At 42.8% G+C, this 12,971-nt stretch carries 13 protein-coding genes and 1 pseudogene; 9 read left to right on the top strand and 5 right to left on the bottom strand.

Features of this window, described 5'->3' with window-relative positions:
* Positions 1-71: 71 nt before the first annotated feature.
* Positions 72-587 carry a DUF1440 domain-containing protein gene (locus OQ279_RS11330; RefSeq protein ID WP_266070034.1) on the top strand — a complete coding sequence of 172 codons (516 nt, stop codon included), beginning with the start codon at positions 72-74 and terminating at the stop codon, positions 585-587.
* A 3-nt stretch (positions 588-590) separates the two neighbouring features.
* Here the strand turns inward: OQ279_RS11330 and OQ279_RS11335 are convergent, their stop codons facing one another.
* From OQ279_RS11335 to OQ279_RS11350, 4 genes are all read right to left on the bottom strand, one after another.
* On the bottom strand, positions 591-1,748 hold the full coding sequence (locus OQ279_RS11335; protein ID WP_266070035.1) for a methionine aminotransferase: 1,158 nt from the start codon (positions 1,746-1,748) through the stop codon (positions 591-593).
* 78 nt (positions 1,749-1,826) lie between these two features.
* Positions 1,827-2,570: a succinate dehydrogenase/fumarate reductase iron-sulfur subunit gene (locus OQ279_RS11340; RefSeq protein WP_266070036.1), complete on the bottom strand. Its 744-nt coding sequence runs from the start codon at positions 2,568-2,570 to the stop codon at positions 1,827-1,829.
* Between the two features lie 72 nt (positions 2,571-2,642).
* Positions 2,643-4,646, bottom strand: coding sequence for a fumarate reductase/succinate dehydrogenase flavoprotein subunit (locus OQ279_RS11345; protein ID WP_266070037.1), 2,004 nt, complete (start codon positions 4,644-4,646; stop codon positions 2,643-2,645).
* A gap of 3 nt (positions 4,647-4,649) precedes the next feature.
* Positions 4,650-5,363 (bottom strand): succinate dehydrogenase cytochrome b subunit, encoded by a 714-nt coding sequence (locus OQ279_RS11350; RefSeq protein ID WP_266070038.1) that lies wholly within the window; start codon positions 5,361-5,363, stop codon positions 4,650-4,652.
* 297 nt (positions 5,364-5,660) lie between these two features.
* Here OQ279_RS11350 and OQ279_RS11355 point away from each other — a divergent pair, with 297 nt between their 5' ends.
* From OQ279_RS11355 to OQ279_RS11365, 3 genes are all read left to right on the top strand, one after another.
* A complete protein-coding gene (locus OQ279_RS11355; protein ID WP_266070039.1) occupies positions 5,661-6,953 on the top strand; it encodes an aminopeptidase P family protein in 1,293 nt (430 codons plus the stop codon).
* Positions 6,954-7,063: 110 nt separating this feature from the next.
* Positions 7,064-7,837, top strand: a complete 774-nt coding sequence (locus OQ279_RS11360; RefSeq protein ID WP_266070040.1) for an alpha/beta fold hydrolase — start codon at positions 7,064-7,066, stop codon at positions 7,835-7,837.
* A gap of 70 nt (positions 7,838-7,907) precedes the next feature.
* Positions 7,908-8,177 (top strand): DUF1660 family phage protein, encoded by a 270-nt coding sequence (locus OQ279_RS11365; protein ID WP_266070041.1) that lies wholly within the window; start codon positions 7,908-7,910, stop codon positions 8,175-8,177.
* Here OQ279_RS11365 and thiL read toward each other — a convergent pair.
* The gene (gene thiL, locus OQ279_RS11370; protein WP_266070042.1) at positions 8,174-9,226 is read right to left on the bottom strand and encodes a thiamine-phosphate kinase; all 1,053 of its coding nucleotides are present in this window, start codon (positions 9,224-9,226) and stop codon (positions 8,174-8,176) included. The two genes, OQ279_RS11365 and thiL, sit on opposite strands and share 4 nt — an antisense overlap.
* 273 nt (positions 9,227-9,499) lie before the next feature.
* Here thiL and OQ279_RS11375 point away from each other — a divergent pair, with 273 nt between their 5' ends.
* The 5 genes and pseudogenes from OQ279_RS11375 (at position 9,500) to sufC (ending at position 12,930) form a co-directional block, all read left to right on the top strand.
* Positions 9,500-9,829, top strand: a complete 330-nt coding sequence (locus tag OQ279_RS11375; RefSeq protein WP_266070043.1) for a HesB/IscA family protein — start codon at positions 9,500-9,502, stop codon at positions 9,827-9,829.
* Between the two features lie 32 nt (positions 9,830-9,861).
* A pseudogene (locus OQ279_RS11380) lies at positions 9,862-10,254 on the top strand (four helix bundle protein).
* A 39-nt stretch (positions 10,255-10,293) separates the two neighbouring features.
* On the top strand, positions 10,294-11,739 hold the full coding sequence (sufB, locus tag OQ279_RS11385) for a Fe-S cluster assembly protein SufB (RefSeq protein ID WP_266070044.1): 1,446 nt from the start codon (positions 10,294-10,296) through the stop codon (positions 11,737-11,739).
* A gap of 5 nt (positions 11,740-11,744) precedes the next feature.
* On the top strand, positions 11,745-12,155 hold the full coding sequence (locus OQ279_RS11390) for a hypothetical protein (protein ID WP_266070045.1): 411 nt from the start codon (positions 11,745-11,747) through the stop codon (positions 12,153-12,155).
* A gap of 22 nt (positions 12,156-12,177) precedes the next feature.
* Complete coding sequence (sufC, locus tag OQ279_RS11395; protein ID WP_266070046.1) at positions 12,178-12,930, top strand: Fe-S cluster assembly ATPase SufC; 753 nt, start codon at positions 12,178-12,180, stop codon at positions 12,928-12,930.
* Positions 12,931-12,971: the final 41 nt, after the last annotated feature.

The following is a 12,971-nucleotide window of genomic DNA, read 5'->3' on the forward strand; positions in this document are numbered from 1 at the left end:
TGCTAAATGCATGTTAAATGGTTGCATTGACGGGCGAAGTTGAATAGTTTTAAATTGAAAAAATTAAAGCTATGAGTTTACAATCATTTTTTGAAAAAGATTCATTTCCATCGAACACCTCCCGCGGAATCCTTGCCGGTTTCGTGGCCGGACTTGTAGGAACTGCTGTAAAAGCAGGCGTAGAACGCTTCCTGGAGGTACGAAAGATCGACCAGCGATCGGCCCAGATCAAGGTGATGGATAAGTTCTCAACAAAACTGATAGGTTCTCCTATAAAGCTCGAAAATGAAGGTATTGTAGAACAACTGGTCAACCTGCCCCTGGGAGCCACTGTAGGTGCCATTTATGGCTACGGAAAAAGGGACAAAGACCAGATGAACATGCTTGACGGTGCAATTTTAGGGGCTACCACCTGGGCGTCAACCCACGAAACAAGTCTGCCGCTCATGGGCCTTGACGAGAGCCCCGAAAAAGTGCCATTTAAGACACAGGCACATGAGCTAATTGCCCATGTTGTTTTTGGGGTAACTACCGAAATTGTGCGGTCTTATATCAATGACAGCCTTAGAAAACACCAGGAAGAATAATCCCTATTTGACCTTTTTAAGGATTTCTGCTGCCTTTTCCAGAGTGTCATCGGTCTTGGCAAAGCAGAACCTCAACTGCCGGTGATCTTCTTTCCCTTTATTAAAAACTGAAACCGGGATACTTGCCACACCAAACTCCTTAATGAGCCTGCGGGAGAAATCCACGTCGTGCTCATTTGTTATTTCTGAATAATCCAGAAGCTGAAAGTAAGTCCCTTTTGAAGGAACAGCTTTAAAAGCCGTGTCTTTAATGAGGTGCAGGAATTTATCCCTTTTCTCCTGATAAAAATCCCTGAGCCCGAGGTAATGTTGAGGTGTTTTGAGGTACTCGGCGAATGCTCTCTGGGTGGGATGATGTACGCAGAAGACATTTACTTCCATTACCTTCCATATTTCGGCCATAAGTTCTTCAGGGGCTACGCAATAACCCATCTTCCAGCCGGTGTTGTGAAAAGTCTTTCCAAAAGAGGCACACACAATTGCCCTTTTTGAGAGGTTAGGAAAAGCCGAAGCGCTGTAATGTTTAGCTTCATCAAATATGATATGCTCATAGACCTCATCGCTCAAAAGAATGATATCTGTACCCTCTAAAAGAGCTTCCAGCTGTTGCATTTCTTCTTTGCTGAAAACATTTCCGCTGGGATTGTGTGGCGTGTTGATAATGAGCATCCGGGTCTTTGGACTGATCTTCTGTTTGATCTCTTCAACATTGAGCTTATACCCTTTTCCTTCGAGCTGTACCAGCACCGGAATACCACCATTCAGCTTAATAGCGGGTTCGTAAGAATCATAAGCCGGTTTAAGCACTATAACTTCATCGCCGTGGTTTACGAAGGCTGTAATCGCAAGGAATAAAGCCTGGGTAGCACCATTTGTAACAGTGATCTCTGTATTTTTATCATATTTTTTGCCGTGCAGGCTCTCAATCTTATCGGCAATCTGTTCCCGGAGTGGCGTAATTCCTGCAAGCGGCGCATATTGGTTATACCCATCGAGCATAGCATTATAAACAAGCTCTTTGAGCTGCCTGTCGGTTTCAAAATTGGGGTAACCCTGCGAGAGGTTGACAGCATCATGTTCAAATGCCATTTTTGACATCACAGAAAAAATACTGGTTTCGTGCTTCGGAAGTTTGGAAGATATATTGCTGACTCCTGCCATTAGTTTTTTCAATAAGTTCCAAAAAAAATCCCGAACTGCAAAGTCCGGGATCTTCAGAAATATAAGGTGTCAAAAATGTTATTTTACGCTGGCTCTCAAATACTCCCTGTTCATACGGGCAATGTTCTCAAGAGAGATTCCTTTAGGGCATTCTATTTCACAAGCCCCGGTGTTGGTACAGTTACCAAAACCTTCTTTGTCCATTTGCTCTACCATGGCAAGCACACGACGGTCGGCCTCTACTTCTCCCTGAGGCAATAAAGCCATTTGGCTTACCTTGGCCGAAGTGAATAACATGGCACTCGCATTTTTACATGCTGCCACACAGGCCCCGCAACCAATACAGGTTGCCGCATAAAATGCTGCATCTGCTTTATCTTTTGCAATTGGAATAGAGTTCGCATCCTGGGTATTTCCTGAAGTATTTACAGAGACATATCCTCCTGCCTGCTGAATTCTTTCAAAAGAAGAACGGTCTACAACCAAATCTTTGATCACAGGAAAGGCCTTTGCACGGAATGGTTCAATAGTGATGGTATCTCCATCTTTGAACATTCTCATGTGCAACTGGCAGGTAGTAACACCCCTATCTGGGCCATGAGGCTCTCCATTGATTTGCAAGCTACAGGTTCCGCAGATCCCTTCACGGCAATCGTGATCAAAAACCACCGGCTCTTCTCCTTTGTCAATCAACTCCTGGTTTAGAACATCGAGCATCTCCAGAAAAGACATATCGGGTTCAACCCCTTCCAATTGGTAGGTTTGGATTGCCCCTTTTGAAGTGGCATCTTTTTGACGCCATATTTTTAGTGTAAGATTCATATTTTTAATTTGAAGATTTGAAGATTTGATGATGAGTTAATTTTCAAATTCCCTCATTTTCAAATTTTCAAATTATTTATAGCTTCTCGTTTTAACTTCAATATTTTCGTAGACCAGGTCTTCTTTATGTAAAACTGCATCTGCAGGCTCTCCCGTGTATTCCCAGGCGGCTACATACATAAAGTTCTCATCGTCACGAAGGGCTTCCCCTTCTTCGGTCTGGAATTCTTCCCTAAAGTGACCTCCGCAAGATTCTTCCCTGTGAAGTGCATCTTTGGCAAAAAGCTCTCCCAGCTCAAGGAAATCGGCTACCCTTCCGGCTTTTTCGAGCTCGGGGTTCATACCGTCAACGATTCCCGGAACACGTACATCTTTCCAGAATTCTTCTCTCAAAGCTTTAATTTCTGAAATAGCCTCTTTCAATCCTGTTGCATTTCTAGACATACCAACTTTATCCCACATGACCTTTCCAAGACGCTTGTGGAAATAGTCAACAGACTTTGTTCCTTTCGTATTCACGAAACGCTCAAGTTGCTCACGGATCTTTCTCTCGGCTTCATCAAACTCGGGAGAATCGGTTGGGATTCTTCCGGTTCTAATGTCGTTGGCGAGATAATCCCCCATGGTGTATGGAAGCACAAAATACCCATCGGCAAGTCCCTGCATCAAAGCCGAAGCTCCAAGACGGTTAGCACCGTGATCGGAGAAGTTGGCTTCCCCAGCAGCATAAAGTCCGGGAACTGTAGTTTGTAAGTTATAATCTACCCAAAGACCACCCATGGTATAGTGAACGGCAGGATAGATCTTCATTGGGGTTTCGTACGGATTCTCGTCTACGATCTTCTCGTACATTTGGAAAAGGTTTCCATATTTAGCTTCAACCACAGCTTTTCCAAGCTCCCGTATCTGCTCTTCGGAAGCATTCTCTATTTTTTGTGTAGAAACCGCCTCTCTTCCGTAGCGCATAAAAGCAGCACTAAAGTCAAGGTAAACAGCTTCTCCTGTTTTATTTACTCCAAACCCGGCATCACAACGCTCTTTTGCAGCTCTGGAAGCCACATCACGAGGTACCAGGTTACCAAACGCAGGGTAACGTCTTTCCAGGTAGTAATCGCGATCTTCTTCGGCCAGTTGGGTGGGCTTCAGCCTTCCTTCCCTAATGGCCTTTGCATCTTCCAGTTTCTTCGGAACCCATATCCTACCATCATTCCGAAGGGATTCAGACATTAGGGTTAATTTAGACTGATGATCTCCGGAAACCGGAATACAGGTTGGGTGGATTTGCGTGAAACAAGGGTTGGCAAAGAAAGCTCCTTTTTTGTGCACTTTCCAGGCGGCAGTAACGTTACTTCCCATCGCATTGGTAGAGAGATAAAACACGTTACCATATCCTCCTGAAGCAATTACCACAGCATGTGCACTGTGTCTTTCAATTTCGCCGGTCACCAGGTCACGGGCAATGATACCACGGGCTTTTCCATCTACAAGCACCACATCAAGCATTTCATGACGGGTGTAAGATTTAATTTTTCCGCGGTTAATTTGACGGTTCATGGCCGAATAACACCCTAAAAGTAACTGCTGCCCAGTTTGACCTTTTGCGTAAAAGGTACGGGAAACCAGTACCCCACCAAAAGAGCGGTTATCGAGCAATCCACCGTATTCACGTGCAAAGGGAACCCCCTGAGCTACACACTGGTCGATAATGTTACCGGAAACTTCAGCCAAACGATAAACGTTCGATTCCCGGGCACGGTAATCTCCTCCTTTAACAGTATCGTAGAAAAGACGGTAATCTGAATCCCCATCTCCCTGATAGTTCTTTGCTGCGTTAATTCCTCCCTGTGCGGCAATAGAGTGCGCACGGCGTGGAGAATCCTGATAGCAAAATGTCTTTACGTTATATCCCAGCTCTGCTAAAGTAGCGGCTGCGCTACCCCCGGCAAGACCTGTACCAACTACAATGATGTCAATATTCCGTTTGTTGGCGGGATTGACAAGATTGATTTTATTTTTATGATTGACCCACTTATCGGCCAACGGCCCCTGTGGTACTTTAGAATCTAATACTCCCATAGCTTATATTTTTTCGAGTACAAAATAGATGTAAAACGGAATGATAGCGAACAACAGTGGCACTATAATAGAAAAGGCCACTCCGGTCTTCCGCACAAAATTGTTGTACTTGGGGTGATTTACTCCCAAAGACTGGAATCCGCTGCCAAACCCGTGATAAAGGTGGAAACCAATAGCAATCATGGAAATAAGGTAAATAATAGCCCAGATAAGGCCCATTTCAGCATCCTGAAAGGTCCTGATCGTAAGCGTGTAAAGGTCTTTCACAGTCTCCCCATTGGCAGTTTGATAAACAGTGTCATCCAAACCTCCAAATTTCATTTCTCCCCAAAAGTTGATTAAGTGGATCACGATGAACGCAAGGATCACTGTTCCAAGAACTCCCATGTTTCTTGAAGACCATTTTGAGTTTGTAGCCGGTTTAAAGCTCGCGTAACCCTGAGGGCGTGCTTTGCGGTTATTTACTGTAAGAACGATCCCATCAATGACGTGAAAAAGTATACTCGCAAAAGTTACTATAGACAGCACCCTAACAATAGGATTGGTGGTCATAAAAAGCGCGTATTCATTGAATTGATCTCTCGCACCCTCTCCCGTAGCCAACAGCTGCAGGTTTCCCGCAAGGTGGCCCACCAGGAATAAACATAGAAACAGGCCTGTGAAAGCCATCCAGTACTTTTTAGCAAGCGATGACTTTAATAGCGCAGATTTTGCCATAAAATTTGTGATTATTTTTAATAAAGTAAAAGCAAAAATACGCTCTTTCACTTCATTAGCAAACATTCACCTCCAATTACGCTTTATTTAGAACAAATATAAAGAAGCTGCAAAAGGCTGTTCTTTAAAGGAATGAATACCTAAAACCCTACTACAGCGACAGGAGCTCAAACGTTTTTTTAACACTATAAGCAATTTGGCCCTAAAATGAATTGATCAAATCAACGAGTCGGCCGTGTTTTCGACCGCTGCTCGGTTTAAATTTTTTAAATTTGTTGCACACACTAAATAATACCCATGAAATATCACCAAATAGACCGCAAACTATTCATAAAAAACAGGAAGAATTTTGCTGAAAAGATGCAGCCTAAAAGCCTTGCTGTTTTAAACTCCAACGACATTTACCCAATTGGGGCAGACAGCACCATGCCCTTCCAGCAGGCCAGAGACCTTTTCTACCTTAGCGGGGTAGACCAGGACAAAAGCATACTTGTGATTTTTCCCGATGCGCCTTCAGAAAAGCACAGGGAAATGCTCTTCCTCACCGAAACCAATGATCACATTGCAGTGTGGGAAGGTGAGAAGCTTACCAAAGAAAAGGCTTTTGAAGTATCAGGTATCAAAAATGTCTTTTGGCTCAAAGATTTTGAAAAAGTGTTTTTTGAAGTAATGACCCAATGTGACACTGTGTATTTCAATACCAACGAACATTACCGGGCAAATGTGGAGACAGAAACCCGCGAAGCCAGGTTTATAAAATGGTGTAAACAGCAATTTCCTGCTCACCAGGTGGCAAAAAGTAACCCAATCCTGCAACGGCTGCGTTCGGTTAAAGATCCTATTGAGCTTGAACTGATGCAAACGGCCTGTGATATTACTGAAAAAGCCTTCCGCAGGGTGCTTAATTTCGTAAAACCGGGGGTTTGGGAATATGAGATTGAAGCCGAATACTGGCACGAGATGATTCGCAACCGCTCTAAAGGTTTCGCATACACCCCAATTATTGCCAGCGGAAATAACGCCAATGTGCTCCACTACATCGAGAACAACCAGCAGTGTAAAGAAGGGGAATTAATTCTTCTGGACACAGGTGCCGAATACGCGAATTATGCAAGCGACCTTACCAGGACCATTCCTGCATCAGGAAGATATACCAAAAGGCAAAAAGAAGTTTACAACGCCGTAAACCGCGTGAAGAACGATGCCACTAAAATGCTTGTTCCCGGCACCGATTGGGCCGAATACCACAAGGAAGTTGGCAAGCTCATGACATCAGAATTACTGGGCCTCGGGTTACTCGACAAAGCCGATGTTCAAAATGAAGATCCTGAATGGCCGGCATACAAGAAATACTTCATGCACGGTACTTCTCATAATATCGGACTTGACACGCATGACTACGGATTACTTTACGAGCCCATGCAGGCAAACATGGTCTTTACCGTAGAACCCGGAATTTATATCCCAGATGAAGGCTTCGGAATTCGTCTTGAAGACGATGTGGTGATCCAGGAAAAAGGAGAACCTTTCAACCTTATGCGCAACATCCCGATAGAAGCCGATGAGATTGAAGAGATCATGAACTCTTAAAATCCCACGTTGCAAATTATGATTCAAAGCCACGAATGCACAGATAACCAGTGAATTCGTGGCTTTTTAAATATATAAATTAAACGCCAATAGCTATAAACTTCAATAAGATGAAGATAAAATTTCAGGAAACGGAGATCCATTATTCAATAGTGGGAGAAGGTGAAACAACTGTACTGCTGCACGGATTTTTAGAATCTTCGGAAATCTGGGAAGACTTCCTGCCCGGGTTCTCGAAATACGGCAGAATTATTTGCATTGACCTGCCGGGGCATGGAAAATCGGGCGTTATTTCTGAAGTTCACAGCATGGAATTGATGGCTGAAGCTGTCTATGCCGTACTGCAAGCCACAGGTGTCAAAAAGGGCAATATTATAGGTCATTCTATGGGCGGTTATGTGGCCCTGGCATTCCTGGAGCAACATCCTGAAATGGTTCAGGATCTTATGCTACTCAATTCAACCCCGCAGGCCGATAGCGAAGAGAAAAAAGAGATCAGGGACCGCTCTGTTGAACTGGTACAGCGAAATAAAAAGGCATACATCACAATGGCTATCAACAACCTGTTATCACCCCGCAATACAGCATCATTTTCCGAAGAGATTGACGAACTCAAAGATAAAGCTATGGGTTTTCCAACAGAAGGGATCACTGCAGCTCTAAAAGGCATGAAAATACGTTCAGAAAAAATTGAAGTTCTTAAAAATTACAGCGGACAAAAAATAATCGTAGCCGGCAGCGAAGATCCCCTGGTTAACATTTCTGAATTAAGAAATCTTGCCGAAGGCTGTGGCTGCAAATTTTTCCAGTTTTCGGGAGGCCATCTTTCTTACATCGAGAATAGAGAACAATTCAGGAAATTGTGCATTTCATCGAAAAATTGAGGTATTTAACTGATTTTTAGGAAAGTTTTATTACATTCCTACTTTGAAATTACCCTGAAAAACCCTATAAATGGAAAATAAAATCCCTCGTTTGTTTTCTCCCAATGCCTGGATATGCGCAGTTTTTAGCCATAACTTTACGGTTTCACAAAGGATAACCGACCATATCAAGGAGTACAAATGCACCCGTTGCGGACAGGAAATGACCGATACCGCCCACGGCTTTATCGCTAAACTCACTCCTAAGTTCCGGGAAACCAATTCTTACATCGCAAAGATCCACAAGCGCAGGTGTTCGAGAAAAATTTTTACTGAAAAAGACCTTTCAAGAGCTTCTTAATCCTTATTATCCATGGCATTCCAGCCCCGGGCAATCAACTCGATCTTCTGATTGGCACGGGTAACCAGATGCATACCTTCACTTTGTTGGGTCATATGCCCAATCACCGTAAAATTAGGGTTCCCTTTGATTTTGTCATAGTCTTTTTGATCTATAGTAAACAGCAGCTCATAATCTTCTCCCCCACTTAAAGCAATAGTGGTACTGTCTAGCTGAAATTCTTCACACACAGAAATCACCGCCGGATCTAACGGAATTTTCTCTTCAAATAAATTAACTCCTGTTCCGGAGTTTTTACACAAATGAATGGTTTCAGAAGAAAGACCATCGCTAATATCTATCATTGAAGTCGGCTGAAGGTCAAGCGCTTTAAACAAAGGCGGGATGTCCTGACGGGCTTCAGGTTTAAGCTGGCGTTCAATGAGGTAAGTATAAGGATCAAGATCGGGCTGTGAATTAGGGTTCACTTTAAAGACCTGCTTTTCCCTTTCGAGTACCTGCAAGCCCATATATGCGGCACCAAGATCTCCTGTAACCACCAAAAGATCATTTTCTTTGGCTCCACTCCTGTACACCACCTCTTCTTCCTTTGCAGCACCCAGCGCGGTAACGCTAATCACCATCCCCGAATTTGAAGAAGTAGTATCCCCTCCCACCACGTCTACTTTGTAGAGTTTTGCCGCGAGCTCAATGCCCGAATAAAGTTCTTCAAGAGCTTCTACAGGAAAACGATTAGAAACAGCAATAGAAATGGTTATTTGACGGGCCTTTGCGTTCATCGCATACAAGTCGGACAAATTGACCATTACCGCCTTGTAGCCTAAATGCTTCAGCGGCATGTAAGCCAGGTCAAAATGCACACCTTCCACAAGAAAATCGGTAGTAACCACTACTTTCTCATCTTTAAAATCGAGCACTGCCGCATCATCCCCAATGCCTTTAATAGTGTTTTCGGGGGTGACCCCAAAGTTTCGGGTTAGGTGATCAATAAGTCCAAATTCACCATATTCTGAAAGGCTTGTTCTGCTTTCGTTACTGTTTTCAAACATAATCCTGTTACATGAGTTTTGGCAAAATTAAGGCTTAAATGTTCATTTAAAGAAAGATGTCTTCAAAAAGCCATTTTTGGCAGGTGAAGAATTAAAAATTTTTTTCTTCAATTCTGAAAATGAAAAAGTTACACAAATAACCCGAAGAAATTAGAGAAGTTTGGCAAATAGCCGATGCCAATGCCCGAATTCTTTTTTCTGATAGCATTTGCCATGGTAAAACCTATTGTTTGTATTATATTTGCATTTAATTTAGAATTAATCTTTATAGCGATGATAAAGGTAAGTGAAAACGCCAAAAAGAGAATAACCGCCCTTATGCAGGAAGATGGTTTTGATGCCATGCAGGATTTTGTTCGGGTGGGCGTGAAGAGCGGTGGATGTTCGGGCCTGTCCTATGATCTTAAATTCGATCATTCAAAGGCAGAAGGTGACAAGCTTTTTGAAGACAACGATATTAAAATTGTTGTCGATAAAAAGAGCGTGTTGTACCTGGCAGGAACTATCCTTGAATATTCGGGCGGCCTCAACGGTAAAGGATTCGTATTCAACAATCCCAATGCCCAGCGCACTTGCGGATGTGGAGAATCATTCTCGCTGTAGGTTCATAGTTCAAGGTTTAAAGTTTAAGGTTGATGGGCACAGTAAAGAATTTTGAAGATCTGGAGATTTGGAAAAGTGCACGCGGTATATGCAATGACATCTTTAAGATTAGATAAAATTCCGACCTGAAATCTGATTATAAACTTTACGACCAAATGAACGGCCCTTCAGGATCTGTTATGGATAATATTGCTGAAGGATTTGAAAGGAATGGTAATAGGGAATTTATTCAATTTCTGGCCATAGCGAAAGCTTCTTGTGGAGAAACACGATCTCAATTACATCGTGCTCTTGACAGAAATTACCTTCCCAAAGAGGAATTCGACCTCCTCTACACTAAATTGATTTTATTGAGCAAGCAGATAAGCTCTTTTATTAACTATCTGCAAAAAAGCGAATTAAAAGGAACAAAGTTCAAAGGGTAGAACCTTGAACTTCAAACCTTAAACCAGGAACTCAGAAAGATGGCATATACAGAAGATGATTTAAAAAAGGAGCTCGACAATAAAGAGTATAAGTACGGATTCTACACCGACATTGAATCTGAAACTTTTCCTGTGGGACTCAATGAAGACATTGTGCGGGCAATCTCCCTCAAAAAAAATGAGCCGGAATGGATGACCAACTGGCGCCTTGAAGCTTTTAGGGCCTGGCAGGAAATGATCGAGCCAGAATGGGCTAATGTGCATTATAAAAAACCCAACTTTCAGGACATTTCTTATTATTCTGCGCCTTCAAAAAAGCCAAAATATGACAGTCTTGATGAAGTTGACCCCGAATTGCTGGATACCTTTAAAAGGCTTGGAATCTCTCTTGATGAGCAGAAAAAACTTGCAGGGGTAGCAGTAGATGTGGTAATGGATTCTGTTTCTGTAACCACAACCTTCAAAAAAACACTGGCCGAAAAAGGGATCATATTTTGTTCTATAAGTGAAGCCATTCAGGAGCATCCCGAATTAGTGAAAAAATACCTTGGTACTGTAGTGCCTCAAAAAGACAATTTCTATGCTGCATTGAATTCCGCAGTATTTAGTGATGGTTCTTTCTGTTATATTCCAAAAGGAGTGCGGTGCCCTATGGAATTGTCTACCTACTTCAGAATAAACCAGGCCGGAACAGGGCAGTTTGAAAGAACTCTTGTGGTTGCCGATGAAGGTAGTTATGTGAGTTACCTGGAAGGTTGTACTGCGCCATCAAGGGATGAGAATCAATTGCACGCTGCAGTTGTGGAGCTTATCGCTTTAGATGATGCCGAAATCAAGTACTCAACCGTGCAGAACTGGTATCCAGGGGATAAAGAAGGAAAAGGTGGAGTTTATAACTTCGTGACCAAACGCGGAATTTGTGAAAAGAACGCCAAGATAAGCTGGACGCAAGTAGAAACCGGATCGGCTGTGACATGGAAATACCCAAGTTGTATACTGAAGGGAGATAATTCGGTAGGAGAATTCTACTCTATCGCGGTTACCAATGATTTTCAGCAGGCCGATACAGGAACTAAAATGATCCATATTGGAAAGAATACCAGGAGTACAATTATTTCTAAAGGGATCTCGGCCGGAAGAAGCCAGAACAGCTACCGCGGACTCGTGCAGATAAACAGTAAGGCTGAAAATGCCCGAAACTTCTCTCAGTGTGACTCTTTGCTAATGGGGAATAAATGTGGAGCCCACACCTTTCCATATATTGAAGCGAAGAACAAGACAGCAAAAGTTGAACACGAGGCTACCACCAGTAAAATAGGGGAAGACCAGATTTTCTACTGTAACCAGAGAGGAATTGATACCGAAAAAGCGATAGCCCTTATTGTAAACGGATTTAGCAAAGAAGTACTAAACAAACTTCCAATGGAATTTGCGGTTGAAGCTCAAAAATTACTGGAGATCTCCCTGGAAGGATCTGTAGGATAATAACTATGAAAAAAATATATTTTGCATTACTGGCAGGGCTGTTCATGCTCAATAGCTGCGGGGAAGATTCTGAACCCACAGAGGTTGAGCCACAGGTTGTAGTAGCAAAAGACAGCATACCCACCATAAAAGGAGAATTTATCTTTCTTGCAGATGCTGCAGTGCTTAAGGGTAAAGATTTCATTTATGGAGTACAAATAGATTCATTGAGTCGCGAACTGGCCGACAGTGTTGCGAACTTCAAACAAGATGATTTTGACATGGTGCCGGTTACAGTTAAAGCCCGCATCATTAAAAATCCACGACGCGAAGGTTGGGAAGAACTGGTAGAGATAAAAGAGATCCTTGAAATCTCGAGTAAAGAGACCGATACTTCAGCTGCGCCAAGAATTAAAAAAGACATCGAAAAACCCTGAGGATTCAGGAAATATTGAAATTATGCTTAAAATAAAGAATTTACACGCCAAAGTAGAAGGCCTTAAAATATTAAAAGGCATAGACCTCACTATAAATGCAGGAGAGATCCATGCTATTATGGGGCCCAACGGTTCAGGAAAAAGTACGCTTTCTTCGGTGATTGCCGGAAAAGAAGAGTATGAAGTAACCCGCGGAGAGATCAATTTTGAAGGAGAAGAGCTCACAGAGTTTGATGCTGAAGAAAGGGCGCATAAAGGCGTATTTCTATCTTTCCAGTATCCGGTAGAAATTCCCGGGGTTACCGTGACCAATTTTATGCGAACAGTGATCAATGCAAACAGGCAGGCGAAAGGTCTTAAAGACATGCCAGCTAATGAAATGCTGAAGATGATCCGCGATAAGTCTGAGCTGCTAGAAATAGACCGTAAATTCCTTTCCCGTTCCCTTAACGAAGGCTTTTCGGGAGGAGAAAAGAAGCGGAACGAAATTTTCCAGATGGCTATGCTCGAACCAAAACTGGCTATTCTCGATGAAACAGATTCAGGATTGGATATTGATGCCCTGCGTATCGTGGCTAACGGTGTTAACAAGCTGAGAAGACCAGATAATGCTACACTTGTGATCACTCACTACCAGAGGTTGCTCGATTATATCATCCCTGATTATGTACACGTGATGCTCGACGGAAAGATTGTAAAATCTGGAGGAAAAGAACTCGCTTACGAGCTGGAAGAAAAAGGATACGACTGGATCAAGGAAGAAGTAGGAGCGTAAGGCGCCAGAAGGCCCTTTAATTTTCCCCTTTTTGGGGAGTA

The organism is Salinimicrobium profundisediminis, from assembly GCF_026241755.1.
GTDB lineage: Bacteria > Bacteroidota > Bacteroidia > Flavobacteriales > Flavobacteriaceae > Salinimicrobium > Salinimicrobium profundisediminis.

Coding starts and splice junctions, on each gene's coding strand:
- sufB (WP_266070044.1), top strand. CDS start 10,294: ATGGCATATACAGAAGATGATTTAAAAAAGGAGCTCGACAATAAAGAG.
- OQ279_RS11365 (WP_266070041.1), top strand. CDS start 7,908: ATGGAAAATAAAATCCCTCGTTTGTTTTCTCCCAATGCCTGGATATGC.
- OQ279_RS11355 (WP_266070039.1), top strand. CDS start 5,661: ATGAAATATCACCAAATAGACCGCAAACTATTCATAAAAAACAGGAAG.
- OQ279_RS11390 (WP_266070045.1), top strand. CDS start 11,745: ATGAAAAAAATATATTTTGCATTACTGGCAGGGCTGTTCATGCTCAAT.
- thiL (WP_266070042.1), bottom strand. CDS start 9,226: ATGTTTGAAAACAGTAACGAAAGCAGAACAAGCCTTTCAGAATATGGT.
- OQ279_RS11335 (WP_266070035.1), bottom strand. CDS start 1,748: ATGGCAGGAGTCAGCAATATATCTTCCAAACTTCCGAAGCACGAAACC.
- sufC (WP_266070046.1), top strand. CDS start 12,178: ATGCTTAAAATAAAGAATTTACACGCCAAAGTAGAAGGCCTTAAAATA.
- OQ279_RS11345 (WP_266070037.1), bottom strand. CDS start 4,646: ATGGGAGTATTAGATTCTAAAGTACCACAGGGGCCGTTGGCCGATAAG.
- OQ279_RS11330 (WP_266070034.1), top strand. CDS start 72: ATGAGTTTACAATCATTTTTTGAAAAAGATTCATTTCCATCGAACACC.
- OQ279_RS11375 (WP_266070043.1), top strand. CDS start 9,500: ATGATAAAGGTAAGTGAAAACGCCAAAAAGAGAATAACCGCCCTTATG.
- OQ279_RS11350 (WP_266070038.1), bottom strand. CDS start 5,363: ATGGCAAAATCTGCGCTATTAAAGTCATCGCTTGCTAAAAAGTACTGG.
- OQ279_RS11360 (WP_266070040.1), top strand. CDS start 7,064: ATGAAGATAAAATTTCAGGAAACGGAGATCCATTATTCAATAGTGGGA.
- OQ279_RS11340 (WP_266070036.1), bottom strand. CDS start 2,570: ATGAATCTTACACTAAAAATATGGCGTCAAAAAGATGCCACTTCAAAA.